Genomic DNA, 25,818 nt, shown 5'->3' with positions numbered 1-25,818 from the left:
AGTTCGCGATCCCCGGCCTTGACGACGAGTTCCGCGTCATCGTCTCCCCGTGGATCCTCTCCTCGCTGATTACCGATCGCCTTGCTGCTTACTACGAGACGGTCACTAAGCACAACCTCAACTACCGTCGTTACTATCACCAGTTCGACTACTAATCGGTGACAAATAAGCTACTGATCAAGAAGCACCCTGCCCGGGCGCATGCGTCCGGGCATTTTTATGCCGAAATTCGCAAGAAAGGGGAATCGAATGAGGCAGTTTATCGTGGCATCCCATGCTCATTTTGCGTCTGGAATCGTCGAGAGCATCGGCCTGCTTTCCGGCGAGCGCGAAAACGTCCATGCGCTCTCTATGTATGTCGACGGAAACGAGGACCTGGTCAAGGAGGCCGCAGCGATTCTGGACGGCTTTGCCGCGGACGATGAGGTCGTCGTTTGCACCGACCTCTTTGGCGGCAGCGTCAACAACGAATTCACCAAGATCGTCCAGACGCGCCCCAACACGCACCTGGTGACCAATTTGAACCTGCCGCTCCTTATTCAGCTGCTGTTCGTACCCGACTCCACCCCGATCGATGAGGCCATTCGCCAGATCGTCGATGCGGACGACACCAAGGTCAAGTACGTCAACGACCTGCTGGGGCAGGCCGAACTCGATGAGTTTTAAACGTTAGGAGCACATCATGATTCAGATGATTCGCGTGGACTATCGCCTGCTTCACGGCCAGGTTGCCGTTAGCTGGACCTCGGCTCTGGGTGCCGACTGCATCCTGCTGGTGAGCGATACGGTTCTTGACGACAAGCTTCGCCTGCAGGCCCTGTCTCTTGCAAAGCCGGAGGGCTGCAAGGTCGTTGTCAAAAACACCGAGGACGCCGTCAAGGCGCTTCAGAGCGGTGTGACCGACAAGTACAAGCTCTTCGTGGTTTGCGAGACGATCCGGCAGGCCGGTGCCGTCGCCAAGGCGATGGGCGTCAAGAAGATCAACCTCGGCAATGTTGCCTTTAGCGAGGATGCCCGCCAGGTCTCGACCAGCGTATTTCTCACGCCCGAAAACGAGGCATACGTCAAAGAGCTGCTCGGCGAGGGCTACGAGCTGTTCATTCAGATGATTCCGGCAGATGCGAAGACTGACGCCGCGAAGGTCATCGGTTAGGGGCCATCATGGTTATCAAGACAATCCTGATTTTCCTTATTGCCCTTTTGGGTTATTCCGAGTGGCTGACGGGCACGAGCTACCTCCAGCGCCCCATTGTGCTCGGACCGTTGGTCGGCCTTGTCATGGGCGATGTGGTGCCGGCACGATCATGGGCGCCACGATGGAGCTTGCCATGGTCGGCGCCATCTCGGTCGGCGCCTATAACCCGCCCGATACGATTTCCGGCACTATCCTGGGCGTATCTCTTGCCATGCAGGCCGGCGCGGACGCTTCGGCGGCCCTGACCCTGGGCATTCCCATCGCAACGATCGTCCTGGCGCTCGATACTGCCCTGGGCCAGCCGGTGATGCTGCTGCTGGTGCACCGTATCGACAAAAACGTCGAGGACGGAGACACCAAGGCCATCACGCGCAACATGCTCATCGCCGGTTACGCGCAGAGCTGGTGCGGCCTGCTGATTATTCCCCTGGCATTCTTCTTTGGCGCCGATGCCGTTGCCAGCCTGCTCAACATCATCCCCGATTTCGTTCAGACCGGCATGGATGTTGCCGCCGCCTTCTTGCCCGCACTCGGCTTTGCGATGCTGGCGCAGATGATTATGAACAAAACAGTGGCTCCGTTCTTCTTCGCTGGCTTCTTCCTCGTCGCCTACTTTGGCATTAGCACGACGGGCGTGGCGATCTTTGCCGCGATCATCGTCGTCGCGATGACGGTTTTGGGCGAGAAGAAAAAGGCGGAGCAGCCCGCAGTGGCAACCGAGGATCCTGCGATTGGGAGTGGGTTCGATGAGTTTTAAGTTTGAGTCTTCCTACGACGGGTTGATTACCCGCGCAGATCTTAAGAAGCTGTTCTGGCGCTCGATTCCCTATGAGCACTCCTGGAACTACGAGCGTATGGGCCATATCGGCTTTATGTGGGCCCTTATGCCGATTCTTCGCAAGCTGTATCCGCAGGATGCAGACTTTAAGGCCGCACTCAAGCGCCATATGGAGCTCTATAACGTCACGCCGTACATCTCGACGCTCCCCATGTCTATTGCTGCCGCAATGGAAGAAGTCAACGCCACTGAAGATAACTTTGACACGAGCGCGATCTCTAATGTCAAGCTTGCTTTGATGGGACCGCTGTCCGGCGTGGGCGATGCCTTCTACTGGGGCACGCTGCGAATTTTGGCAACGGGTGTCGGCACGTCGCTGGCGCTGCAGGGCTCTATTCTTGGCCCGATTTTGTTCCTGCTCGTGTTCAACGTCCCTCACTACATCATTCGTTACCTGCTGACGTTTGTGGGATATCGCTTTGGCTCGGACATGATCAGCAAGGTCCAGGAATCGGGCATTATGGACACGATCGTCAAGATGGCCTCTATCATGGGCGCCATGGTGATCGGTGCCATGACCATGGAGATGGTCACCGTGGACATTCCGCTCATGGTCGGCGCGGGCGATGGCGCTCAGACGCTCGCCGAGCTGCTCAACGGAATCTTCCCGGGCTTTGTCACGATGGGGCTGTTTGGAATCGTCTATCTCATGCTCAAGAAGAAGATGAATCCGCTGCTCATTATGCTCGTGATCCTACTCGTGAGTATCGCCGGCGCGTTCTTTGGAGTGCTTGGTGTTCAGTAGGGCATCCGTCATAATTAAAACAATGTAAGAGGGGGCGTCGTGCACATTGTGCTGCGGCGCCCTTTTGCCGAAAGGTGGACAAGATGGAGTATCCGCAGCTTGCCGTCATGAATATCAGCCATCGTTATTTTGACCTTGAGGAATTCTTTTCTTCGGCAGCGGCCTCGGGCTACACGTGTTGCGAGCTTTGGACCGGGGCGATGCATCTGTATGTCGATTGCCATGGATACGATTCGCTCGAGCAGGTGCGGGAGCTGTCGCAGCGGTATGGAGTTCGGATTGTGGGGCTTTGTCCCGAACAGAACAACCCCAAGCCGTGGAATATCGCGGCGCGCGGGAATGAGGCGCGTGCCCGCACGCTCGCGTACTTTAAGAACGTTGTAGATATCGCGGCGGAACTTGGAGCTGAGCAGGTCATGGTCTCGAGCGGCTGGGCATTTTTGAACGAGCCGATCGAGGACGCATGGGGTCGCAGCGCCTCGATGTTGCGTGCGATTGCCGAGCATGCGGGAGAACGCGGTGTGCGACTGGTGCTCGAGGCCCTACAGCCGGTTGAGTCGATGATCGTGAACTCGGCGGCCGACACGAAGCGCATGATCGAGGCAGTTGATCATCCGGCACTTAAGGCGTGCCTGGATATGGGCGCCATGGCGGTGGCGGGGGATACCATCGACGATTATTTCGATCTGCTTGGCGATGATGTCGCCCACGTGCATTTTGTCGATGTTGCGGCAGATGGCACGACGCATCTTGCTTGGGGTGACGGCAACCGCGATATGCGCGCCGACCTAGATAGGCTGGTGGCGCGTGGCTATCGCGGAGTTGTTTCGGCCGAGACCTATGACGGGCGCTATTTTGCCGACCCCGCAGCTGCCGATGCGCAGGTAATGGCAGAGTATCGTCGTGCGATTGGCGCCTAGGTGGGGTTGGGTTGCGGCAATCTGCCCTATGTTTCCAGATGAATACGGCGTGAGAGGCTGCGACGGATTTTCCCCGCAAGCACTCTAGTATGCTAAAGTACCCAGAAGACCGGCGGAGCTATGCCGGTCTTCTGTTCTATACGAAGCACAGCATGAGGAGGCTCACCAGATGACGGCCACACCGTGGGGATTCCGGGACATATTGCCCGAGGAGGCTCAGGCGCGCGAGGAGATTGCGCTGACGGTGAAGGGCTGCTTTAGGGAGCATCATTACCTTCCGGTCGAGACGCCGCTGCTCGAGGACAAGGGTTCGCTCGAGGAAGGCGGCCGCATTGCGGACACGCCGTTTAAGCTCTTTGATGACGACGGCCGCCTGCTGGTGGTCCGTCCCGACAACACGTTGCCGATCGTGCGCCTGGTTTCGACCCGCATGCGCGCGGCCGATCTGCCGCTGCGCCTGCGCTACGAGGCGCCGGTGGTCCGCGAGTGCCAGCGCAATGCCGGTGGCTCGCGTCAGTTTACGCAGCTGGGCTTTGAGCTTATCGGTGCGGGCGATACCGCGGGCGATGTCGAGATCGTCTCGCTCGTGGCGGAGGCTGTGCGCAAGCTGGCGCTGCCCGATGCGCGCATTATCGCGGGTAGCGTGCGTCCGTTTAAGGAGTTGCTCGCGGCGTGCGAGGATCGCGAACTGGCTGCCGAGGCATTGCGTTGCGTGCACGCTAACGACTTTGTGGGCCTTGATGCCCGTGTGGCGGCAAGCGCCGAGCCCGAGGCCGTCAAGGCTGCCATTAGCGAGCTGCCGCGCCTGCACGGCGGTGCCGAGGTGCTCGACCGCGCGGACGCGCTGCTGGAGGCTGCCGGTATCGCCGCGCCGCTCACGCGCGAGCTGCGCGCCCTGGTCGAGGGCCTGGCTCCCGAGGACGCTCAGGTGCTGTCCTTCGACTTCTCCATCATGAACTCGTTTGATTACTACACGGGTCTGGTCTTTAAGGCCTATGCCGGCGGCTTGCCCGATCCGGTCGGTTCGGGCGGACGCTATGACTCCATCTTTACCGGCGCATTTGGCGCCGGTATCGAGGTGCCGGCGGCGGGCTTCGCCTTTTCGCTCGAGCGCCTGGAGGCCGCGCGCACCTCGGCCGAGGATGCCGCTTCCGATGGCGACCATGCCGCGGGCCGCGGCGCCGAGGGCCCGCTGCGCATTGCCGTGCCCAAGGGCTCGCTTAAGGCCGATACGCTCGACGTGCTCGAGGCCGCGGGTCTGGACGTCTCTGAGCTGCGTGACCCCGGCCGTCACCTGATCGTGCGCGGTCGCGACACGCGTGCCGGCGAGGGCGCGGTCGGCGATATCGAGTTTGTCATCGTGCGCCCCAGCGATGCGCCCGCCTTTGTGGGCTGCGGCGGTGCCGATTGCGGCATCTGCGGTTGGGACTCGCTCATCGAGGCCGACCTCAACCTGCTGCAGCTGGTCGATTTGGGCTACGGCCTGTGCACCTTTATCGAGGCGGAGCCCGCGTGGCGCGCCGGCCAGGCCGAGCGCAACTATGCCCGCCGCGGTTCGCTTCGCGTGGCCACCAAGTACCCGCGCATCGCGAGTGCCTGGTATGCCGAGCGAGGCGTGAATGCCGATATCGTCTCGCTGCACGGCAACATCGAGCTGGGCCCCATCGTCGGCATGACCGATCGCATCGTGGACATTACCGCCACGGGTGCCACGCTGCGCGACAACGACTTGGTCATCACCGGCCGCATCATGGACTGCACGGCCCGCTTCTTTGTCAATCCGGGTGCCGCACGCCTGGATCCGCGCGTACGCAATCTGGCAGATCGCCTGGTCGCGGCCGTTAAGGACAAGCATTTTGAGCCCGTCGCGGGCTCGGCACAATAGCGCGAGCGCGCACGGGCGCCCCAACGTACGGGCTGCGGGCCGATTGGCGCCGCCGCCCGGCCTCTCGTTTTTCGAACGCAACCTCGACCGATAGGGGATACCGATATGAAGACCATCAAGCTTGCTCCCGGTGAGCGCCTCGTTACCAACCAGCTCAACCGCAAGGGTGTGCTGCCGCAAAACATCGTCGACGCCGCCCGCGATATCGTGGCCAACGTGCGCGCCAACGGCGATGCCGCGGTGCGCGATTACAGCCAGCGTTTTGACGGTGTTGAGCTGGAGAGCTTCCGTCTGCCGCAGGAGCAGATCGATGCCGCGCTCGAAGGCCTCGACCCGGCTTTTGTCGCCGCGCTCGAGAAAGCTGCGCGTCAGATTCGTGAGTTCCACCAGCGCGAGGTCGAGCAGAGCTGGTTTACCACGCGCCCGGACGGCACGATGCTCGGCGTTAAGGTGACCCCGCTCGCGGCGGCTGGCATCTACGTGCCGGGCGGTCGCGCGCAGTATCCCTCCACCGTGCTCATGAATGCCATTCCCGCCAAGGTCGCCGGCGTCAGGCGCGTGGTCATGGTGACCCCGCCGCAAAGGGACGGCCTGATCAGCCCCTACACGCTTGCCGCGGCCAAGCTCGGCGGCGTGGACGAGATCTATATGGTGGGCGGCGCCCAGGCCGTGGCCGCGCTGGCGTACGGCACCGAGACCATTCCGCGTGTCGACAAGATTACCGGCCCGGGCAACGCCTTTGTCGCTGCGGCCAAGCAGATTGTTTCGGGCGATGTGGGCATCGACATGGTCGCCGGCCCGTCCGAGGTCTGCGTGCTGGCCGATGCCACGGCCAAGCCCATGGTGGTCGCGGCAGACCTGATGGCCCAGGCCGAGCACGATCCGCTGGCAGCCTGCTATCTCGTGACTTGCGACGAGCAGTTTGCGCGCGAGGTCGAGGCAGGTATCGACATTCTGGTGGCGCAGTCCCCACGCGCCGAGATCACGCGCGCCTCGCTCGATAACGAGGGCACCATCGTGGTGGCCGCCGACATGGCTGCCGCCGTCGAGGCTGTGAACACCGTGGCACCCGAACACCTTGAGCTGCACTGCAAGGACGCGATGGGCCTGCTCGGCGGCATTCGCAACGCCGGCGCCATCTTTGTGGGCGCTTGGAGTTCCGAGCCGCTCGGCGATTACGTCGCCGGCCCCAACCACACGCTGCCGACCGGCGGTACGGCCATGTTCTCCAACCCGCTTTCGGTCGAAGAGTTCGTCAAGCGCTCGAGTGTCATTTGCTATACGCCCGAAGGTCTGCTCTCCGACGCTCCTGCTACGCAGCGCCTGGCCGAGGCCGAGGGCCTGTGGGCACACGCGCTTTCCGCCGCTCTTCGTCGCCGTGTGCTGGAACAGGGCGAGGATGCCGTGAGTGCCGAGTCGCTGGCCGCGGCCGACCTGACCAAGGTTGCCTGGCCGGGCGACGCCGTGGCGACGGTTGCCGAGGGTGTGGACCTGGCGGCTGCGGGCGCGGATGGCGCCGGTGTGACCGGTGGGGAGGCCTAATATGGCCGAACTCACGCCGCGCATGAAGGAGCTCGTCCAGCCCTATCTGGCAGGCATTGAGCCCTATGATCCCAACTTTACGCCCACGCGCATCAACCTTTCGGCCAACGAGAACACCTATCCCGTGCCGGCCGGCGTGCGCGAGGCGGTCGACGCCGCCCTGGCTGCCACGCCGCTCAACCGCTATCCCGATCCCATGTCCAACGACCTGCGCGACGAGCTTGCTGCCTGGCATGGCGTGACGCGCGAGAGCATCTGCGTGGGAAACGGCGGCGACGAGCTGCTCTATAACTATCTGCTGGCGTTTGGTGGCGCGGGGAGGACCCTGCTCAACTGCCCGCCGTGCTTTAGCGAGTATGCGTTCTTTGCGTCTCTGTGCCAGACCGAGGTGCGCGACGTGTGGCGCGACCCGGCGACCTTTGAGCTCGACCAGGCAGCCGTGCTTGCGGCGGCACCCGAGTGCAACCTGGCCATCGTGACCTCGCCCAATAACCCCACGGGCGACGTGGCACCGCTCGACTTTGTCGCGGCGCTGTGCGATGTGTGCCCCGGCATGGTCATGGTCGACGAGGCCTACGTTGAGTTTGCCGACGATTCGTTTGGCGCGGCCACCACGGCGCAAGGCCTTATCGCCGAGCATCCCAACCTGGTGATTCTACATACGCTGTCCAAGGCGTTTGGTGCCGCCGGCACGCGTCTGGGCTATGTGATTGCGGCACCCGAGGTCGTCGACGTGTTCGCGGCGATTCGCCAGATCTATTCGGTCAACGTGCTGAGCCAGGCCGCAGCGCTTGCCTGCGTGCGTGCTCGCGATGCGTATGCACCCGTGGCGGCGCAAGTTACATCCGAGCGCGAGCGCGAGTTGTGCGCCCTGCGCGCAATGGCTGCCGAGGGCATGCCCGTGGAGGCATGGCCGAGCGCGGCGAATTTTGTGCTCGTGCGCACGCCGCATGCCACGCGCGTGCGCGAGCGTCTGCGCGACGAGTATTCAATTTTGGTGCGCGACTTTAGTTACGCGCCGGGGCTCGCGGACTGTCTGCGCATTACCGTAGGCACCCCGCAGGAAAACGACGAGGTGCTGGCCGCGTTTGCCGCGCTGGTGAAGGAGGAGATGTAGATGGACCGCTATGCCGAGGTGACCCGCAAGACGGGGGAGACCGACATTGTCGTAAAGCTCGACCTGGACGGATGCGGCGTGTGTGATATCTCGACCGGCGTACCGTTTTTCGACCACATGCTCAACGCTTTTGGCCGCCATGGCCTGTTCGATTTGACGGTGCACGCGGTGGGCGACGTCGAGGTCGATGCGCATCATACCGTCGAGGACACGGGCATTGTGCTGGGCGAGGCGTTTTGCCAGGCGCTGGGCGACAAGGCGGGCATTACGCGCTTTGCCGACGCGGCGATCGCCATGGACGAGACGCTTGTGATGGCTGCTGTTGATATTTCGGGCCGCGGGCAGGCCTACTGCGAGCTGCCCGTGCCGACTGAGCGCGTGGGCAGCTTCGATACCGAGCTGGCCGTCGAGTTCTTCTATGCCTTTGCGCGCGATGCCAAACTCACGTTGCACGTGCGCGAGCTGGCAGGCGGCAACTCGCATCACATTATCGAGGCCGCCTTTAAGGCCGTGGGCCGCACGATGCGCCAAGCCTGTGAGCTGGACCCTCGCGTGCAGGGCATCCCCAGCACCAAGGGTTCACTGTAACCGCCACAAGGGTAAAAACCACCACGAAGGTGCCTGTCCCCTTTGTGGTGGTTTTGGATGATGGGAAAAGGGAGGGTCGCGTGGGCGAACCGAAGATTGTGGTGGTCGACTACCACAAGGGCAACTTGTCGAGCGTTGTGCGCGGGCTTGCGCGCGCCGGTGCCGCCGCCTGCACATCGGACGATCCGGAGCAGATCCGCAACGCCAACGGCCTGGTCATCCCGGGCGTGGGCGCGTTCTATGACGCGATTGTCTTTATGCGCCAGAGCGGCGAGGAGGTGGCCGTGCTCGATGCCGTTGCCGCCGGAACTCCGCTGCTCGGCATCTGCCTGGGTCTTCAGCTATTTTTTGAGCGTGGCAACGAGGGCGTGCCTGCGGACGAGGGCGTGGACGCGGACGACGATGCCTCCGAGCAGGCCGGTGGTCCCTGGGTCGATGGCCTGGGCATCATGCGTGGCTCGTGCACGCACCTGGAGTCGAGCCGTCTGAAGGTCCCGCACGTGGGCTGGGATCAGGTGCACATGACGCCTGCCGGCGCGGCCGATCCGCTGCTCGCCGGTTTTGCCGAGGGCGCCAATATGTACTTCACCCACAGCTACGCGGTGACCGGCGACGTCGATGCCGCCGATGTGTTGGCGCGCACGCACTATACACGGAGTTTCCCGTGCATCGTGCGCCACGGCAACGTGTGGGGCTGCCAGTTCCATCCCGAGAAATCCTCCGCGCTGGGTCAGCGCATCCTTAAGAACTTCGTCAACATCGTCGAGGAGGTTGGCCGATGATCCTGTTTCCCGCAATCGATCTGATCGGCGGCAAGGTTGTGCGCCTGGAGCGCGGCGACCGCAACCGCTGCAAGGTATATTCCGATGGCCCCGTGGCCGTCGCCCGCTCGTTTGCCGAGCAGGGCGCAAGCTGGGTGCATGTCGTCGACCTGTCCGCTGCCTTTGGCGAGGACGAGGACACATGCGCTGCCAACTCGGCGGCGATTAAGGCCATCTGCGGCGTCGACGGTCTGTCCGTGGACGTGGGCGGCGGCGTTCGCTCACTCGCACGCATCGATGAGCTGGCAGGCTATGGTGCTCGCCGCATTGCGCTGGGCACCGTGCTCGTGACCGAGCCGGGTTTTGCTGAGGTGGCAGCCCAGGGCTTTGGCGAGCTGTTGGTCGCCGACATTGCCGCGCGCGACGGCCAGGTTAAGGTGAACGGCTGGCGCGACGGCGCGGGCGTGGCACTCGACGATGCCGTGGCGCAGCTTACCGAGCTGGGCTTTAAGCATCTGGTGTATACCGACATCGCGCGTGATGGCATGCAGACGGGCATCGATGTGGCGACGTATCGCCATGTGGCGCAGGTCGCGGGCTTTCCCGTCGTGGCGTCGGGCGGTATCTCGACGCTCGACGACATCCGCGCGCTGGCCGCGGTGGGTGAGGGCGCGATTGAAGGCGCCATTACCGGTCGTGCGCTCTACGAGGGCAACTTTACGCTGGCCCAGGCGCTGGCCGCCGCTCGAGGGGAGGAGTAGCCCATGCTTACCAAGCGCGTAATTCCCTGCCTGGACGTCAAGGACGGCCGTGTGGTCAAGGGCGTCAACTTTGTGAGCTTGCGCGATGCCGGCGATCCGGTGGAGCTGGCCCGCGCCTACGACCGCGAGGGTGCGGACGAGGTCGTATTTTTGGACATTACCGCGACGAGCGATAACCGTGCGACGACTATCGAGATGGCGGCGCATGCGGCCGAGGAGCTGGCCATTCCCTATACCGTGGGCGGCGGCTTTCGCGACCTGGCGGGCATGCGCACCATGGTTGCCGCCGGTGCCGACAAGGTGTCGCTCAACTCGGCGGCTGTGCGCGATCCGTCGCTGATCAGCCAGGCTGCCGCGGCGTTTGGCAGCCAAGCCGTGGTCGTGGCGATCGATGCCAAGCGCGTGGGGCTGCCCGGGGAGCCGGGCGCCGATAAGTGGGAGGTCTTTACGGCGGGCGGCCGCAACGCTACGGGTATCGACGCAGTGGCGTGGGCCGAGGAGGCGGCTCGTCGTGGCGCCGGCGAAATCCTACTGACCAGCATGGACCGCGACGGTACCAAGGCCGGCTTCGATCTGGCGCTTACTCGCGCCGTGGCCCGCGCGGTGCCGATTCCCGTTATCGCGAGCGGCGGCGTGGGCACACTCGAGCATTTTGCCGAGGGTGTGATCGAGGGCGAGGCCGATGCCGTGCTGGCGGCGAGCGTCTTTCACTTTGGAATCTTCAGCATTCGCGAAGTCAAAGAGTATATGGCTTCTCAAGGTATTCCTGTGAGGCTGGACTTCTAATGCTGCGGCTTGCCCAGGCACCCGACCTTCCGGCTCCAACCCTTCTCGCGTACTTAAGTACGCGTCGCTCCTCTTTCGCGGCAACCTGCGGCACCTGGACAACCCTCGCCGACCTGTGGGGTTTACGGTAATTACTTGGGAGAAATGATGACTGAGGTAATAGAAGCGTCTGATCTTAAATACGACGCCCGCGGGCTGATTCCCTGTGTGGTTCAGCAATATGACACCGGCGAGGTGCTTATGGTTGCTTGGATGAACGAGGAGTCGGTGGGGCTGACGCTCAAGACCGGGACCACGTGGTTTTGGAGCCGCAGCCGCCAGGAGCTCTGGAACAAGGGTGCGACGAGCGGCAACATGCAGGAGGTCAAGGAGCTCTGGGCCGATTGCGATAGCGATACGCTACTGGTCAAGGTCGATTCTCCGGGTCCGGCCTGCCATACCGGCAACCGTACCTGCTTCTTTAAGAAACTCGCGTAGGGCGGGCGCTCGACCAAGCGCTTGGCCAGCCAGAAAGGATTGAACCATGGGTGTGCGCACCGCAAATGTTCAGGATGGAAATATCGGAGAGACGCTGACGGGGCTGGCCGAGGTGATTCATGGCCGTCGCGACGCGTCGCCGCAGGAGAGCTATACCGCGCGTCTGTTGACCGACGTCGAGGACGAGCTGCTCAAGAAGCTTGCCGAGGAGGCGAGCGAGGTGATCATGGCCTGCAAGGATAACGACCACGATCACATTCGCTACGAGGCCGGCGACCTGGTCTACCACCTGCTCGTAACCCTTGAGCGTTATGGCATCACCCTCGACGAACTGGCCGGCGAACTCAACGCCCGCCGCCACTAGTCATTGGGGACGTTCTTAAACGACCAGTTAGGCGAGGGGCGTGGGCTGCCATTCGCCGGTGGGGTGGGGGATATCGAAGGCCCGGTAGCCGCAGTCGTAGGCGTGGGCTTGTGCCTCGCGGATATTCCAGCAGATGTCGCAGGCGCGGTGCGCGTCCGAGCCAAAGGTGATGGGTACCTCGGCGTGGGCGAAGCAGCGCAACAGCCCCGTCGAGGGGTAATAGTCGTCGAGGCCCTTGCGCGGTGCGGCGGTCGAGACCTCAACGCGACGACCCGTATCGTGGGCGCATTCGGCCATCTGCTGCCAAAACGGCGCGGGGTCAAAGTCGGGCGCAAAGCCTTCCTTCGAAAAGCGCATGACCAGGTCGGGGTGAGCCATCACATCAAAGTTGAGCGGGCTCTCGCAGGCGCGGCACCAGTCATCGACATAGCGCTTCCACACGCCGCGCACGCCCAGGTTTTCCCAAACGTGCAGGTCGGTGTCGTCGTCGATCCAACCGCAAAGGGAATCGGGTGTATCGGGGCGAGCGACGTTTTCCGTTCCCGCCGTACCCGCGGCACCGGCCATGATATCGCCGGGGTTGCCAATCCAGTGCACGCTGCCCAGGCGTACCACGGCGCCTTCGGACCAGCGCTCAACCAAAGGCTTGCAGCCTTCGTACCAATCGCATTCAAAGCCATAGATAAGCTCGAGATCCGGCGCGATCTGCGCGGCAAGCTTGCGGGCGTCCTCAAATGCCAGTCGATGCGCCGTCAGGTCGCTCTCGACAACCTGTACCTCGCAATTGGAATCCATGCTGGCGGGCAGGGTAAGGTGATCGGTCGAGACCATGACGCGGCAACCGGCCGCAGCAGCGGCGCGGACGTTGTCCTCAAACGAGGCGTGCCCGTCCGAAAACGAGGTGTGGGTATGGCAATCGATCAGCGGGCAAGCAGACATGGCGGCTCCTTTGCGTCAAGCGAATCCGCTTCATTGTAATGGCGCAGCTCTCAACACGCCGGGCACGCGGGGGGTCGAAATCGATTGGAAAGGCTGCGCGACGCGCGGTGCGGCCTCGCTTGTGCTCTCAAAACATGTACATCAGCCTCCAAAAGCTGCAAAAAATGACATGTTTGGAGGCTGACGTACACGTTTGAGTGAAGCGGGCCGGCGTTGGAGCGCGCCAGCACTTGCGCCCAGCAAAAGTCGCACCTATCCCATGACGTCGCCCCTGCACCGCCTGCGATGTGCTAGCGTTTGGGTGAACAAAACGAGCCCGTGCGGAAAGGATCCGGACCGTATGCAATGCGATAGCACATCCCCGCTGTCCCGCGAGACCGATGCGCCCGAGACTATCGTCAAGCTGGAATGCGATATCGATGACGCGTCGCCCGAGGTGCTTGCCTACGCCGCCGACCGCCTGCGCGAGGCGGGTGCGCGCGAGGTGCACTGGCTGCCCGTCTATTGCAAGAAAGGCCGCCCCGGCTGGCAGCTGCAGGTAATCTGCGCCCACGAGGACATCGAGCGCCTGCAGACGATCATCTTTTTGGAAACCACGACCAATGGCATCCGTCGCCAGGTCATGGAACGCGTTTGCCTGCCACGCCGCTTTGAGCAGGTGACGACGCCATGGGGCGAGGTGTCCGTCAAGGTGGCCACCCTGCCCGACGGCAGCGAGCGTGCAGCGCCCGAGTACGAGGACTGCGCCCGCCTTGCCCGCGAGCACGGTGTGCCGCTCCAGCGCGTGATGCAGGCAGCACAAGCCGCGGCTCTGCAATTTGAGTGACACGGTCGGCGACGCGCCACACCCACCCCATCAACCTCACCGAAAGGACCACCATGAAATACCTCATCGCTTCCGACATCCACGGCTCGGCATACTGGACCGAGCGCCTCTGCGCCGCCATTGAGTCCGAGCAGCCCGACCGCATCGTCCTGCTGGGCGACCTGCTTTATCACGGTCCGCGCAACGACCTGCCGCGCGACTATGCTCCCAAGCGCGTGATTCCGCTGCTCAACGCCCTAGCCGACCGCATCATCGCGGTGCGCGGCAACTGCGACGCTGAGGTCGACCAGATGGTCCTCGACTTCCCCGTCATGGCCGACTACGCCACGCTGTTTGACGAGACCGGCCGCGAGCTGTTCCTGACGCACGGCCATGTCTTTGGCGCCGGCATGCACAACAGCGTCGACCACGCGCCCGCGCTGCCCGAGGGCTCCGCGCTCGTCTACGGCCACACGCACATCAAGGTCAACGAGGAAAGCGCCGCGCACCCGGGCCTGTGGCTCTTCAACCCCGGCAGCGTGAGCATCCCCAAGGACGGCTCGCACAGCTACGGCATCTACGAGGGCGGCGCGTTCCGCCACGTGATCCTGGAGGAGGACTAACCATGGCGCAGCATATGGCTCAGCAAAATGCCGAGGGCTCGCGCGATCTGCCCACGCTGATAGACGCGTCGGCCGAGCTGCAGCATCTGGTGCAGACCATCTGGCGTCTGCGTCAGCCCGATGGCTGCCCGTGGGACCGCGAGCAGACGCACCGCAGCATCGGCAAGAACATGATCGAGGAGGCCTACGAGGCGCTCGACTGCATCGAGGCGGACGACGCGGTTCACCTGCGCGAGGAACTGGGTGACGTGCTCATGCAGGTCGTGCTGCATGCGCAGATTGCTGCCGACGCCGGCGAGTTTACGCTGGCCGACGTGGCGCGCGATATCGACGCCAAGCTCATTCGCCGCCACCCGCACGTGTTTGGCGATGCGGATGCCGAGAGCTCCGACGAGGTGCTCAAGATTTGGGACGAGGTCAAGCTTGCCGAGAAAGCCGCCAAGGACAAGGCCGTGGCGGCGGGCGAGGCCGCGCCCGAGGGTCTGCTCGATGGCGTGCCCACGCATCTGCCGGCGTTGATGCAGGCGCAGAAGGTGTCACGCAAGGCGGCCGCCGTAGGCTTTGAGTGGGAGACGGTCCAGGACGTGTGGGACGAGGTTGCCGAGGAGCGTGCCGAGTTTGAGGCCGAGGCCCCTGGCTCGCCCGAGCGCGAAATGGAGTTTGGCGATCTGCTCTTTGCCCTGGTCAACGTCGCGCGCAAGGAGGGTATCGACGCCGAGAGCGCCCTGCGCGCGAGCACGGCCAAGTTTCGCCGTCGCTGGGCTGCGATGGAACAGATGGCGGCCGATGCCCACGTTGATCTTGCCGAGCTTTCGACCCATGGGCTCAACGACCTGTGGGACGCAGCAAAGGCAGGGGAGTAAGACTGCGGGAACGACGGGCTGACACGCCTCATCGTTCCCGCTAAATTTTTCGAAAAACAAGTGTATCCCTCGGCTAACTTAGGGCATAATGCAAAAAGTGCGACAAGGCTAACTTACGGAGACGCACCGACGGTGCACAGTCGGCCAGTCGCTTGCATCAACTACGTTTCCAAGTGAGAGGGAGACAACATGAGTGACATTTTGGACGTCTACGGTCGTGAGGTGCTTGACAGCCGCGGCAACCCCACCGTCGAGGTCGAGGTCGTGCTCGAGGACGGTAGCTTCGGTCGCGCGATGGTGCCTTCGGGCGCTTCGACCGGCGCCTTTGAGGCATGTGAGCTGCGCGATGGCGACAAGGGTCGCTACCTGGGCAAGGGCGTTTCGCAGGCCGTCGAGCACGTCAATAACGAGTGCGCCAACGCCGTCGTGGGTCTCGATGCCTTCGACCAGCGCGCCGTCGATGCCGCGCTGATTGCCGCCGACGGTACGCCCAACAAGACCAAGCTCGGCGCCAACGCCATTCTGGGTGTGTCGCTGGCCGTTGCCCGCGCTGCGGCAGAGTCGGCGGGCCTGTCGCTGTACCAGTACCTGGGCGGCGTCAACGCCCACCTGCTGCCCACGCCCATGATGAATATCCTCAACGGTGGCGTGCATGCCGACAACAACGTTGACTTCCAGGAGTTTATGATTATGCCCGTGGGTGCTCCGAGCTTTGCCGAGGGCCTGCGCTGGTGCGCCGAGGTCTACCACACCCTCAAGGGCGTGCTGCACGAGGCCGGCCTTGGCGGCGGCGTGGGCGACGAGGGTGGCTTTGCGCCCAATCTCAAGACCAATGCCGAGCCGTTCGAGTACATCACCAAGGCCGTCGAGAAGGCTGGCTTTAAGCCCGGCGTCGACTTCATGTACGCCATGGATCCGGCGTCCACCGAGTTCTACAACGCCGAGACCGGTATGTATGAGCTCAAGGGCGAGGGCGTGGAGTACACGAGTGCCCAGATGGTTGATTACTGGGAGAAGCTCGTTGACACCTATCCCATCATCTCCATCGAGGACGGCATGGCCGAGGAAGACTGGGACGGCTGGGTCGAGCTTACCCGCCGCATTGGCAACAAGGTGCAGCTGGTGGGCGACGACCTGTTCGTCACCAACACCGAGCGCCTCAAGAAGGGCATCGAGCTGGGTGCCGCCAACGCGATCCTGGTCAAGGTCAACCAGATCGGCACGCTCACCGAGTCGCTCGAGGCCATCGAGACCGCCAAGGAGGCCGGTTACGCCTGCATCGTGAGCCACCGCTCCGGCGAGACCGAGGACTCCACGATCGCCGACCTGGTCGTGGGCGTCAACGCCGGCCAGATCAAGTCGGGCGCCCCGTGCCGCAGCGACCGTATCGCCAAGTACAACCAGCTCATCCGCATCGAGGACGAGCTTAAGGGCAGCGCGCGCTACGCCGGCAAGGCCGCGTTCTACAACATTCGCTAAACAAGTGGTACTCGCGGGGCGGGGTTGACTCGGTTCCGCCCCGCCTTGGCTGGATGCCGCAAAGCACTATTGGCGCTGGGCCATATGGCTCAGCGCCTTTTTTATGTCGAGCAAAGGCTGGCGAAGGCGGTGCAGGCGCTCGTGCTATAACTAAAGGACTTAGCGCAAACAAACCTCAACCGCACAAGGCGCACATGGATCAGATTTACGACAACAGGTACTATTCCGCCGGTTCGCGTGAGCCGTCGTCTCGTCGTGCGCGTACCGCGCAGCTTGGCGGGTCTGGTTACGGCGGCGTCGATCACCGCGCGCAGCGTCCGCCAAGTGCCTCACACCCCCATGCTCAAATGAATACGTCAACGGACCGCCCGCCACGTTCGGCGCGCCCGACGCATGCTCAGCGCCCCTCGGCTCAAACGCACGAAAAGTCGACCAGGCCCTCGAACCGTTTTTCGGGCTCGGACTTTATGCACTACGCCAACGACAACGCGGTGGTCAAGGCAATTTACGACTTTACCCACGGTCCTCAGCGAGGGCTATTCATCGGCATTGTCGTTGCCCTGGTGCTCGTGAGCCTGTATTTCCCCGTGCGCGATCTGTACGTGGCAAAGCGTTCGAGCGATATCTTGGCCAAGCAGGTCGAGATTCGTCAGCAATACAATGATGAGCTGCAAAAAAGCGTCGACAAACTGCTCTCGGAGGAGGGCATTAAGGACGCGGCGTCCGAGGGCCTGGGCCTGGTAATGCCCGGCGAGACCAAAATTGACGTGCTGGGCTTGGATGACGATTCGGACTCGTCGTCGAGCAAGAAGTCGTCGAACGCCAAGAAGGCCAGCGAAGTTGCCAAGGAAATCGAAGAAGTCGGTAAGGATGCGCCGTGGTACATCCAGGCGCTCGACATACTGTTTGGGTTTAACGGTGTCGAGGGCCAGACGGTCGTGTCCAACGGCAAATAGCGCCCGGAGGGGAGCCCGCAATGACAAATTGCAAACGCTATAAGGTGGCGGCGATCGACCTGGGAACGGTGTCGTCGCGACTGGTGTTGGCCCAGGTCGAGGGCGGGGCGATCATGGAATCGTCCAAGCATACCGAGATTACCGACTTGGGCGAGGGCGTGGACGCGACGGGGCGCTTTTGCGAGGCGGCCGTTGAGCGCGTGCTTGCTGCGTGCCGCATGTTTGTGGACGAAGCCCGTGCCTTTGGGGCCGCGTGCATCTGCACCACGTGCACGAGCGCCGCGCGCGATGCATCCAACGCCGTGCTGCTGCTGGACGGCCTGCGCGAGCTGGGGCTCGAACCGCAGGTGATTCCGGGCGAGGTCGAGGCGCGCCTGACGTTTTTTGGCGTGGCACACGACTTTGCTGGCGAGTGCATCATCGTCGCCGATTCGGGCGGCGGCTCCACGGAGCTCGCGACGGGCGTCTATGCGCCTGAGCGCGGGGTCTTTGCGCTGGAGGGAACGCGCTCACTGGACATCGGTTGCCGTCGCGTGACGGAGCGCTTCTTCTCCGCGTTGCCGCCCACGGACGGCGAGCTTGCGGCTGCCGCCGCGTGGGCGGGCGAGCAGTTCTCCGCCTATTTTGAGGGCCTGCCCAGCGACTTTGCGCGCGCCGAGCGCCTCGTTGCGGTGGGCGGTACCGTCACCACGCTCGTGGCGCTGGTCCACGAATTGGAGCCGTACGACTCGAACTTTGTGCACCTGCGCGAGCTTTCGCTGGAGCAGATCTCGGCCGCCATCGATCGTATGTCTACGCTGGGTGTGGAGGGTATCGCTGCGCTGCCGGGCGTGCAGCCCAAGCGCGCGAGCGTGATTCTGGCTGGCGCCGTGGTGATCCGCGAGCTCATGCGAGCCGGCGGCTACAAGACGCTCACCGTAAGCGAGAACAGCCTACTCGCTGGCATGGCCGCCACCATCAACGAGGTTCTCGACGGCGTGACTCCCACCATCGCCTGGACCCCCACTCTCAGCACCCTCTAAATAAGTTGCGGTGAAATGCGGACTAAAATCGCCCTTTCGGGCACCAAACAGTCCCTATTCCACCGCAACTTAGAGCCCCACCGGCGTCCAAAAGAGACGAGCCCGCATCCCTTGGGGACACGGGCTCGAAAGCTCCATATGGTAGGGGCGGTGGGACTCGAACCCACAATCCTTGCGGCGAGAGATTTTAAGTCTCCTGCGTATGCCAATTCCGCCACGCCCCCGTGAGACTAGAAGTCTAGCACAAGCCGTCCGTTACGCGTTGACGGCCATCGAGTGTTGGCCCGACTTCTCCAGGAACTCCTGGAACTTGGCTTCGTCGCCCTTGTTCTTGTACTGCAGAGCCAACAGATACTCCAAGCGGCAGCTCTTGACCTTGTCGTCACCGGCCTCCTTGAGCATGCGCTCCAGCTCGGGAATGTCGTTGTGGCGCTTGAGGATCATCGTGTCGTACATCAGTTGGCATTCGTGTGCGACTGCCTCGGCCTGGCCGCCCTCAAAGCCTTTGATCTCGTGCAGCAGCTCCTTGGACTTTTTGCGGTCCTCCTGGCCAACGTAGTAGTTAAAGGCCTTAATCACCAGGTCGACGCGCTGCATCTTGGGCAGATTGAGTCCCAGCAGCAAATCGAACATCTCGTCGGCGCGCTTGTGGTCCTCGCGCAGCAGATAGGAGTTCAGGCGCAGGTAGTCGCGGTTATAGCGCGGGTACAGCATGCTGGTGAGTTTGCCATCGAGCAAACGATCGAACTCGTCCCACTGCTTGGCAGCCATAAGCTGTTGCAGGCGCTTAAACGTGGTGCGTTTTTTTACGCTAAAGAACACCGATATGGCGATACAAATAATGACGACGGCGGTCCAGAGGGTGCGGGAATCGGGCATTTTAGAGTCCTTAGTCGCTCGTAAAGCGAGCGGTATGACAACACGTGCTAGATGTATTATACGCGGCGTGCAAGCAAACTGGCATAAAAGCGCATCGAGGCCGAGCGCCATCGCTCGCTGCGGTACACTTACCTAAAGTAAACCATGAAGGGAGACATTACCTATGAAGAAGATTGTTTTGGCTTGCGGTGCTGGCGCTGCTACTTCCACGCTCGTTGCCCAGAAGGTCGCCACCATGCTCGACGCCAACGGTTACGCCGACAAGTACGAGATCGTGCAGTGCGCCATCTCCGAGGCCAAGGACGTTTGCGACGAGGGCGCCGATCTACTGATCGCCACCACCGTTGCCCCCGAGGGCCTTACCTGCCCGTACGTGAGCGGCGTGCCCTTCATGACCGGCATGAACCGCGTCGCTGCCGAGAAGGCCGTTCTTGACGTCATGGCTCAGTAGGCGCTGACTGCATGAGTGAGCAGAACGCCAACCCGGTCGAGCTCTTTGGCATGCGCGTTGCCCATGTGGGCATTAACGCCACCGACCCGGCAGACGCCCTGGAGATCGCGGAGCTGTTCTCGACGATGATGGGTCTGCCCGTTATCGAGACCCCGGTTTCGTACTTTAACGATTCGCTGGTCGAGGTCATGAAGCAGAATGGTCGTGGCACCAAGGGCCACATCGGCTTTGCCGTCAACGACATCGATGCGGCCGAGAAGTGGTTTGCCGAGCGCGGGCTCGAGGTCAACGAAGAGTCGCGCGCGCTGCTGCCCGACGGTAGCACCAAGCTCGTGTACTTTAAGCGCGAGTTCGCCGGTTTCGCCGTGCATCTGTGCCGCGAGTAGCGCACAAGCTGCCATAGCTAGCAAAAAGGGATAGGGCCGTGTGGCCCTATCCCTTTATTTATGCCGAGGGGCTTCCTAGCGCGGCAGGCGAATCGTAAAGCGGCTGCCGACGCCCTCGACTGAGGTCACGCCAATGACGCCGCCATGGCTATCGACGATCCACTTGGCAATGGCAAGCCCCAGACCCGAGCCCTGTGCGCCGGCATCGCGTGCATTGTCGGCGCGGTAGAACCGTTCAAACGCGTGAGCTGCGGATTCCTGGTTCATGCCGATGCCCTCGTCCTCAACGCTTATGTCGATCGTGCCCGCGCCCGCATCCGGCGCTACGCCAAATGTGACGGTCGTTCCCGCATCCGAGTACTTGGCGGCGTTTTGCACGATCACGCGCAGAGCCTGCTTCACGAGCGCCACGTCGACGGGCGCGTCGCAGCGCGGGTCGCTGACAAGCGCAGCGTCAAAGGCCAGCCGATACGTGTGCTCGGTATCGATCATCTGCGATTCCTCGCATACCTCGTCGACCAGTGCGGCCAGGTTAGTATTCGCACGCCGCAGGACCGTGCGCCCGGCATCGCCGCGTGCCAAAAACAGCAGCTGCTCCACGAGCTCTTGCATGTGCTCGCTTTCGGCCTTGAGGGACGCGATAGATTCTGCCAGCACGTCCGGGTCGTCTTTGCCCCAGCGATCGAGCATGTTTACGTAGCCCTGAATCACCGCGATGGGCGTGCGCAGCTCGTGGCTCGCATCGTTGACAAAGCGCATTTGCTGCAGTTTGGCCTCTTGCATCTGGCGCAGTAGGCGGTTGAGTGCAACCTCGATGCTTGCCAGGTCGGCGTCGCCGGTAGTGACGCTCGGCGAGTCGACGCTTGCGCGCTCGATGGCCTGCTCCAGTGTTTCCATCTTGCCGCCGGAGAGCTGCATACGGCCGAGCTCGTCCACGCGCAAGGCCAGGTCGTTGAGCGGTGCCATGGTGCGGCGCACGCGACGGGCGCCGCCGAGCATGTCGAGCACGCTGATGACCTGCCAACCCACAACGACAAGGTAGAGAGGCCATAGCGCGACGAGGTCCTGCGCGAGGGGGAAAGTCTTGGTGGTACGCGCAAGCTCGACGGTATAGGTGAGCGTTGCCAGGTCCCAGCCGCGCGCAGGCGCCAGCGACATGCCGTGAACGGCGACGCCGGGGATCCATCCTGCGGTAAACGCGCCGTCGGGCAGCATCTGGTTGTATCCATAGACGAGGATCGCCGCCGCAATAACCAACAGTAACAGATCGAGCCAGATGTGGCTCATCAAGCGGCGCCACATATAGCTCCAGTTGATGGCGCGGGCGATGGATGTGACGCGCTTGGCCTCGGCGTTACGCGCGGCAGACATAGCCCACCCCACGCACGGTCTGGATGATGCGGGCGCCGCCGGCGTCCTCGATCTTGGCGCGCAGGTGCGCGATGTGCACGTCGACGTTGTTGGTGTCGCCCACGTATTCGTAGCCCAGCGCCTCGTGCGCGATGCGCTCGCGCGTGAGCACGGTGCCGGCGTGCGCCATAAGCAGGGCGAGGACGTTGAACTCGCGGGCAGTGAGCGCGATGGGCGAGCCGCCGACCGTGACTTCGCGGCGGTCGGGATCGAGCGCGACCGAACTCACGGTGAGCGCGGCGGGGGAGGGCGAGGCGGATGCCTGGGTCGAGTCGCCAGCCGGGGGTATCGCAGCGGCGCCCGTAGCGCCCGTCCCGGCCCCAACGCCGCCAACGCCCGAAGCCGCCCGCACGGCCTCCGAGCGCTTCAACGCCACGCGGATCCGTGCGAACAGCTCCTCAATCGCAAACGGCTTGGTCAGGTAATCGTCGGCGCCGGCATCGAGCCCGGCCACCTTGTCCATCACGGCATCGCGCGCGGTGACCATGATCACCGGTACATCCTTGTGCTTGCGGACGCGTCGCAGCACCTCCATGCCGTTGAGCTGCGGCAACAGCACATCGAGCAGAATCAGATCGTAGTTGCGCTCCAGCGCCAGGTCCACGGCGGTGCGGCCGTCGGCGGCGTGCTCCACCTGGTAGCCCTCGTGCTCCAGCTCGAGCGTCACAAAGCGGGCGATTTTCTCCTCGTCCTCTACGATCAGGATCCGTGCCATGCGTGCCCCCGTCTGCGATTACTTGTCGTCGTTCAGATTTTGCTTGATGTCGTCCGCGGCGTCGGCGGCGTGATTCATAAGGTTGTTGATGCTGCCGGGCACGTCGCCGTCGCTGTCGATGCGGTAGCGCATGCCAAAGAACAGGCCAATCAGCATCAGCCATATCGTGGCGCCCCAGGCAAACAGGGCGACGATGGGAATCAGGATGGGGATGTTGAGGATGATCGCATCGCGGCGCGTGGCGATAAACTTGGTGTCCAGGCTCAGGCGGAAGAGCTTTTTGAGGTACTCCCACACGCTGTCCATCTTCTTGGAAAAGTCGGTCTTTTCGCTCGACTTTTCGTAGGCGGCCTGCGCGGCGACCATCTCGGCCGAGGGCTCGTCGACCGGCGCGGGCTCGGTGGCGGCGTGCGCCGACGTGGTCTGGGTCTTGCCCTGCGACTCGAGCCAAATGATGGCATCCAAAACGTTACCGTCGGCAGCGTCGAGCGCCGCCTTGGCATTGGTGTAGCTCACGTTGCACTTGGTGCGGATGGTTTCAACTTTTTCGAGGTCGTCCATGACCTGTCCTTTCGTTCGATGGGCGCGACGCCGGGCGAACTGCCCGGGCGCGAGCGCTGCGTTCGGCGGCCTGCGTTGCGCGGCGCCGCCCCGCCCTTGGTCGAACTCTATAGTGCAGGTTATAGATTAAGCGATTCTTGAGCCAAGATTAATGTTGGATGAGTTTTTGGGTAGCGGTGGGAAAAGTATTAGACCTCGATAGCGGGGGATGTGGTGCCGGTGCAAAACGGCGTCAAAGGTTGGTCGAGCAGGCGGTTTCTCCATTGATGTCCGCACAGCATGTGACACTTACCCTGCCGCCCCGCTCTGCCGCGGCGGCATGCGTCTGAACAACGACCCTCTAAGGAGTTCGATACCGATGAGTGACAACGCAAAGCATCTCGCAAAGAAGTGCGTAAAGGACGCGGGGCCGTGCCTCGCGCTGTGCGTAGCCGGCGCAGCGGTCGCGCTGCTGGCTGTTCTGGGGCCGTTCGACGTGCTCCGAAGTGCCAGCTTTCTGCATGTTTGCATGGCTCTTGCCGGCGCCACGATGACCGGCGGCGTGCTCGATCTGATCTTTTGGGTGTTTGACCCGTTTGGATGGAAGAGCGAGGGGTAGGTCCCAAAGGATGGAAGGGCTGGAACGGTTGACTTAGTGATCGTGCAGAATGTGGGCTAGCGACTTACAGGGAAGTGGTGATCCGATGACGGTCTATGTGACGGGCGATATTCACGGCGGCGTCGACATGCAAAAGCTTCGCGACTGGGATCTTGGGGATGGTCTGACAAGTGACGACTATCTCATCATCGCGGGCGACTTTGGCTTTCCGTGGGATTTCTCTGCCGAGGAATGTGCCGACATCGCCTGGCTGGAGTCGCGCCCCTATACCGTGCTGTTTGTCGACGGCAACCACGAGCGTTTCGATCACTGGTCGGAGCGCCCCATGGAGCTGTGGCACGGCGGCCTGACGCAGCGTCTGTCGGACACCTCGCCCATCCGACGCCTGACGCGCGGTGAGGTTTTTGAGCTCGACGGCTCAACGATCTTTACCATGGGCGGCGCCACGAGCGTGGATAAGGAATACCGCATTCCGTATTCCAGCTGGTGGCCGCAGGAGCTGCCGGACGAGCGCAACTTTGAGGAGGCGCGGGCAAAGCTCGACAGCGTGGGTTGGAAGGTCGACTATGCGATCACCCATACCTGCTCCACGCGCATGCTTTCGCCCACGCTTTACCCGGCACCTGGCTGGAATTATCCCGATGTCGATCGACTCACCACGTTTTTCGACGAGCTGGAGGACCACCTGGACTACAAGCGCTGGTACTACGGGCATTTTCATCGTGACGCCAACCCAGCCGAGTGCCACACCGTGCTCTACGACTGTATTGTCCGCCTGGGCGACGAACTCCAGCCCTGGGATGTCGCGTAGGGGCGGGGTGGCTGGCTACTCGACCGTTACAGTGATGTTTTCCCGATGCGTGCGGATAACATCCCAGCTAAAGTGCTCGACCAGCTGCTCGGCAGAGCGCGGTGTGGCGTCCGGCGCGATGCCTGTTTGCCCGGCGAGCCAGCCCAGTAGTGCCTCGGGCGCGCCAAAGCGGGTGCGGAGCTCGCCCAGGTCCAGGTCGCGGTCGCGCTTGGAAAGGCGGCGGCCATCCGGCGACATGAGCAGCGGAATGTGCGCGTAGTGCGGCGTGGGAAGTTCCAGCAAATGCTGCAGGTAGATTTGGCGCGGCGTGGAGCCCAGCAGATCGCATCCGCGCACGACCTCGGTGACGCCCATGGCAGCGTCGTCGACCACCACGGCTAGCTGGTAGGCAAAAACGCCGTCGCTGCGGCGCACCAAAAAGTCGCCGCATTCGGTGGCGAGTGCTTCGCATTGGGCTCCATACGTGCGGTCCACGAATTCGATCACATCGTTTGCGAGGTCGTCGACGGCGGGTACGCGCAGGCGCGTGGCCGGAGCGCGCAGGGCGCTGCGGCGGGCAACCTCCTCGGCAGAAAGGTCTCGGCAGGCGGCGCGGTAGATGGGCGTGCCGTCGCTCGCGTGCGGCGCGCTCGCGGCGTGGAGTTCGGCACGCGTGCAAAAACAGGGATAGGTGAGGCCGGCGTCTTGCAGCTGACGCAGGGCGTCCTCGTACAGATCCAGGCGATCGTGCTGGTAGTAGGGGCCTTCGTCCCACTCCAGTCCCAGCCAGGCCAGGTCGTCAATCAATTGAGTGGCAAGTTCCGGGCGCTTGCAGCGATCGTCCAGGTCCTCGATGCGCAGCACGATGCTGCCGCCTTGGCTGCGGGCCGAAAGCCACGAGCACAGGCAGCTGAACACGTTGCCCAAGTGCATGCGGCCCGAGGGCGACGGGGCAAAGCGGCCCACGACGGGGGTGGGCGCTGCCGTTGCTGGTGCGTCCGCGGCGTGTGTTGCTATGTTGCGTGCGTTGATATCCATGCGGACGAGTATAGCGCGGGGCTTGGCAGGGAAGGCGTTGCTGCGCTCACAAGTTGGCGGCGGTACGCATTGCGCACGGTGGGTTTGCGGCTCAAGGTCTTGATCGCTGCGTACCGACTTAGCCTCACAAACGACAGAAACCCCGGCAGCTCTTCGCAACTGCCGGGGTTTCCGCGGAAAAGGGGGACATGATCCTCGAGCGAACGGCAAAGGGGCAAACCGTTTTCGCTCAACTGCTTTATGCCCCTCGGCTGGCGGCTCAATCAGCGCGTGCCGCGCCCACACAAAGCCGCTACACCTGTGACGGAGCTGTGAAGTGGTATC

The 25,818-nt window shown here is 62.9% G+C and carries 29 protein-coding genes, 1 tRNA gene and 1 pseudogene; 24 read left to right on the top strand and 7 right to left on the bottom strand.

The window, feature by feature from the left end; translation table 11 throughout:
* The first annotated feature begins 249 nt into the window (after window positions 1–249).
* The 14 genes and pseudogenes from KTF55_RS07880 to hisE all read left to right on the top strand — a co-directional run bounded on the left by KTF55_RS07880 (window position 250) and on the right by hisE (window position 11,979).
* Complete coding sequence (locus tag KTF55_RS07880; protein ID WP_217108265.1) at window positions 250–666, top strand: PTS sugar transporter subunit IIA; 417 nt, start codon at window positions 250–252, stop codon at window positions 664–666.
* Window positions 667–682: 16 nt separating this feature from the next.
* Window positions 683–1,153, top strand: a complete 471-nt coding sequence (locus KTF55_RS07875; RefSeq protein WP_217108264.1) for a PTS sugar transporter subunit IIB — start codon at window positions 683–685, stop codon at window positions 1,151–1,153.
* A gap of 8 nt (window positions 1,154–1,161) precedes the next feature.
* Window positions 1,162–1,952 (top strand): annotated as a pseudogene (locus KTF55_RS07870) (PTS mannose/fructose/sorbose/N-acetylgalactosamine transporter subunit IIC).
* Window positions 1,942–2,778: a PTS system mannose/fructose/sorbose family transporter subunit IID gene (locus KTF55_RS07865; RefSeq protein WP_117806833.1), complete on the top strand. Its 837-nt coding sequence runs from the start codon at window positions 1,942–1,944 to the stop codon at window positions 2,776–2,778. Before KTF55_RS07870 ends, KTF55_RS07865 begins: the two are co-directional and overlap by 11 nt.
* Window positions 2,779–2,861: 83 nt before the next feature.
* A complete protein-coding gene (locus tag KTF55_RS07860) occupies window positions 2,862–3,698 on the top strand; it encodes a sugar phosphate isomerase/epimerase (RefSeq protein WP_217108262.1) in 837 nt (278 codons plus the stop codon).
* Window positions 3,699–3,867: 169 nt separating this feature from the next.
* Complete coding sequence (hisG, locus tag KTF55_RS07855; protein WP_217108261.1) at window positions 3,868–5,583, top strand: ATP phosphoribosyltransferase; 1,716 nt, start codon at window positions 3,868–3,870, stop codon at window positions 5,581–5,583.
* 105 nt (window positions 5,584–5,688) lie between these two features.
* Window positions 5,689–7,125, top strand: a complete 1,437-nt coding sequence (gene hisD / locus KTF55_RS07850; protein WP_217108549.1) for a histidinol dehydrogenase — start codon at window positions 5,689–5,691, stop codon at window positions 7,123–7,125.
* Window position 7,126: 1 nt separating this feature from the next.
* Complete coding sequence (gene hisC / locus KTF55_RS07845; RefSeq protein ID WP_217108259.1) at window positions 7,127–8,242, top strand: histidinol-phosphate transaminase; 1,116 nt, start codon at window positions 7,127–7,129, stop codon at window positions 8,240–8,242.
* A complete protein-coding gene (hisB, locus tag KTF55_RS07840; protein ID WP_217108258.1) occupies window positions 8,243–8,830 on the top strand; it encodes an imidazoleglycerol-phosphate dehydratase HisB in 588 nt (195 codons plus the stop codon).
* Between the two features lie 80 nt (window positions 8,831–8,910).
* On the top strand, window positions 8,911–9,612 hold the full coding sequence (locus tag KTF55_RS07835; protein WP_217108257.1) for an imidazole glycerol phosphate synthase subunit HisH: 702 nt from the start codon (window positions 8,911–8,913) through the stop codon (window positions 9,610–9,612).
* The gene (locus KTF55_RS07830; protein ID WP_217108256.1) at window positions 9,609–10,352 is read left to right on the top strand and encodes a HisA/HisF-related TIM barrel protein; all 744 of its coding nucleotides are present in this window, start codon (window positions 9,609–9,611) and stop codon (window positions 10,350–10,352) included. Before KTF55_RS07835 ends, KTF55_RS07830 begins: the two co-directional genes overlap by 4 nt.
* A gap of 3 nt (window positions 10,353–10,355) precedes the next feature.
* On the top strand, window positions 10,356–11,138 hold the full coding sequence (gene hisF / locus KTF55_RS07825) for an imidazole glycerol phosphate synthase subunit HisF (protein WP_217108255.1): 783 nt from the start codon (window positions 10,356–10,358) through the stop codon (window positions 11,136–11,138).
* Window positions 11,139–11,285: 147 nt separating this feature from the next.
* On the top strand, window positions 11,286–11,615 hold the full coding sequence (gene hisI / locus KTF55_RS07820; RefSeq protein ID WP_232219762.1) for a phosphoribosyl-AMP cyclohydrolase: 330 nt from the start codon (window positions 11,286–11,288) through the stop codon (window positions 11,613–11,615).
* Between the two features lie 46 nt (window positions 11,616–11,661).
* Window positions 11,662–11,979 (top strand): phosphoribosyl-ATP diphosphatase, encoded by a 318-nt coding sequence (gene hisE, locus KTF55_RS07815; protein ID WP_006235893.1) that lies wholly within the window; start codon window positions 11,662–11,664, stop codon window positions 11,977–11,979.
* A gap of 27 nt (window positions 11,980–12,006) precedes the next feature.
* Here the strand turns inward: hisE and KTF55_RS07810 are convergent, their stop codons facing one another.
* Window positions 12,007–12,918, bottom strand: coding sequence for a PHP domain-containing protein (locus tag KTF55_RS07810; RefSeq protein WP_217108254.1), 912 nt, complete (start codon window positions 12,916–12,918; stop codon window positions 12,007–12,009).
* Window positions 12,919–13,258: 340 nt separating this feature from the next.
* On the opposite strand from KTF55_RS07810, the gene larC reads away from it, so the two are divergent.
* The 6 genes from larC (at window position 13,259) to KTF55_RS07780 (ending at window position 18,666) form a co-directional block, all read left to right on the top strand.
* Complete coding sequence (gene larC / locus KTF55_RS07805) at window positions 13,259–13,744, top strand: nickel insertion protein (protein WP_254179369.1); 486 nt, start codon at window positions 13,259–13,261, stop codon at window positions 13,742–13,744.
* A 53-nt stretch (window positions 13,745–13,797) separates the two neighbouring features.
* Window positions 13,798–14,346: a phosphodiesterase gene (gene yfcE, locus KTF55_RS07800; protein WP_217108252.1), complete on the top strand. Its 549-nt coding sequence runs from the start codon at window positions 13,798–13,800 to the stop codon at window positions 14,344–14,346.
* A 2-nt stretch (window positions 14,347–14,348) separates the two neighbouring features.
* Window positions 14,349–15,209 (top strand): nucleoside triphosphate pyrophosphohydrolase, encoded by an 861-nt coding sequence (mazG, locus tag KTF55_RS07795; RefSeq protein ID WP_217108251.1) that lies wholly within the window; start codon window positions 14,349–14,351, stop codon window positions 15,207–15,209.
* 189 nt (window positions 15,210–15,398) lie between these two features.
* Entirely contained in the window at window positions 15,399–16,688 is a 1,290-nt protein-coding gene (gene eno, locus KTF55_RS07790; protein WP_217108250.1) for a phosphopyruvate hydratase, read from the top strand.
* A gap of 194 nt (window positions 16,689–16,882) precedes the next feature.
* Window positions 16,883–17,644: a hypothetical protein gene (locus KTF55_RS09985; RefSeq protein WP_226790651.1), complete on the top strand. Its 762-nt coding sequence runs from the start codon at window positions 16,883–16,885 to the stop codon at window positions 17,642–17,644.
* 20 nt (window positions 17,645–17,664) lie between these two features.
* Window positions 17,665–18,666: a hypothetical protein gene (locus KTF55_RS07780; RefSeq protein ID WP_217108249.1), complete on the top strand. Its 1,002-nt coding sequence runs from the start codon at window positions 17,665–17,667 to the stop codon at window positions 18,664–18,666.
* A gap of 139 nt (window positions 18,667–18,805) precedes the next feature.
* Here KTF55_RS07780 and KTF55_RS07775 read toward each other — a convergent pair.
* A tRNA-Leu gene (locus KTF55_RS07775) sits at window positions 18,806–18,890 on the bottom strand.
* Between the two features lie 31 nt (window positions 18,891–18,921).
* Window positions 18,922–19,545: a hypothetical protein gene (locus tag KTF55_RS07770; RefSeq protein ID WP_148332640.1), complete on the bottom strand. Its 624-nt coding sequence runs from the start codon at window positions 19,543–19,545 to the stop codon at window positions 18,922–18,924.
* Window positions 19,546–19,708: 163 nt separating this feature from the next.
* Here KTF55_RS07770 and KTF55_RS07765 point away from each other — a divergent pair, with 163 nt between their 5' ends.
* Together KTF55_RS07765 and KTF55_RS07760 are read left to right on the top strand one after the other, a co-directional pair.
* Complete coding sequence (locus tag KTF55_RS07765) at window positions 19,709–19,996, top strand: PTS sugar transporter subunit IIB (protein ID WP_148332642.1); 288 nt, start codon at window positions 19,709–19,711, stop codon at window positions 19,994–19,996.
* A gap of 11 nt (window positions 19,997–20,007) precedes the next feature.
* Window positions 20,008–20,382, top strand: a complete 375-nt coding sequence (locus KTF55_RS07760) for a VOC family protein (RefSeq protein ID WP_117802785.1) — start codon at window positions 20,008–20,010, stop codon at window positions 20,380–20,382.
* Between the two features lie 75 nt (window positions 20,383–20,457).
* Here KTF55_RS07760 and KTF55_RS07755 read toward each other — a convergent pair whose 3' ends face one another.
* Genes KTF55_RS07755 through KTF55_RS07745 form a run of 3 tightly spaced genes read right to left on the bottom strand, consistent with a single transcriptional unit; the run spans window position 20,458 to window position 23,068 of the window.
* Window positions 20,458–21,753 (bottom strand): cell wall metabolism sensor histidine kinase WalK, encoded by a 1,296-nt coding sequence (locus tag KTF55_RS07755; RefSeq protein WP_217108248.1) that lies wholly within the window; start codon window positions 21,751–21,753, stop codon window positions 20,458–20,460.
* Complete coding sequence (locus KTF55_RS07750) at window positions 21,737–22,507, bottom strand: response regulator transcription factor (protein WP_217108247.1); 771 nt, start codon at window positions 22,505–22,507, stop codon at window positions 21,737–21,739. Before KTF55_RS07750 ends, KTF55_RS07755 begins: the two co-directional genes overlap by 17 nt.
* A gap of 18 nt (window positions 22,508–22,525) precedes the next feature.
* Window positions 22,526–23,068, bottom strand: a complete 543-nt coding sequence (locus tag KTF55_RS07745; RefSeq protein WP_217108246.1) for a DUF4342 domain-containing protein — start codon at window positions 23,066–23,068, stop codon at window positions 22,526–22,528.
* Window positions 23,069–23,426: 358 nt separating this feature from the next.
* Between KTF55_RS07745 and KTF55_RS07740 the strand changes: the two genes are divergently transcribed.
* Window positions 23,427–23,666 carry a hypothetical protein gene (locus KTF55_RS07740; protein WP_117847870.1) on the top strand — a complete coding sequence of 80 codons (240 nt, stop codon included), beginning with the start codon at window positions 23,427–23,429 and terminating at the stop codon, window positions 23,664–23,666.
* Between the two features lie 85 nt (window positions 23,667–23,751).
* Window positions 23,752–24,477, top strand: coding sequence for a metallophosphoesterase (locus KTF55_RS07735; protein ID WP_117847872.1), 726 nt, complete (start codon window positions 23,752–23,754; stop codon window positions 24,475–24,477).
* 15 nt (window positions 24,478–24,492) lie between these two features.
* On the opposite strand, the gene gluQRS is transcribed toward KTF55_RS07735, so the two are convergent.
* Window positions 24,493–25,494 (bottom strand): tRNA glutamyl-Q(34) synthetase GluQRS, encoded by a 1,002-nt coding sequence (gluQRS, locus tag KTF55_RS07730; RefSeq protein ID WP_117847874.1) that lies wholly within the window; start codon window positions 25,492–25,494, stop codon window positions 24,493–24,495.
* Between the last annotated feature and the right edge of the window lie 324 nt (window positions 25,495–25,818).

Origin of the sequence: Collinsella sp. MSK.8.10 (assembly GCF_019041915.1) — a bacterium.
Classification (GTDB): domain Bacteria; phylum Actinomycetota; class Coriobacteriia; order Coriobacteriales; family Coriobacteriaceae; genus Collinsella.
Note: the sequence above shows the minus strand (reverse complement) of the source record. Positions and strands in the feature narration are given on the sequence as shown.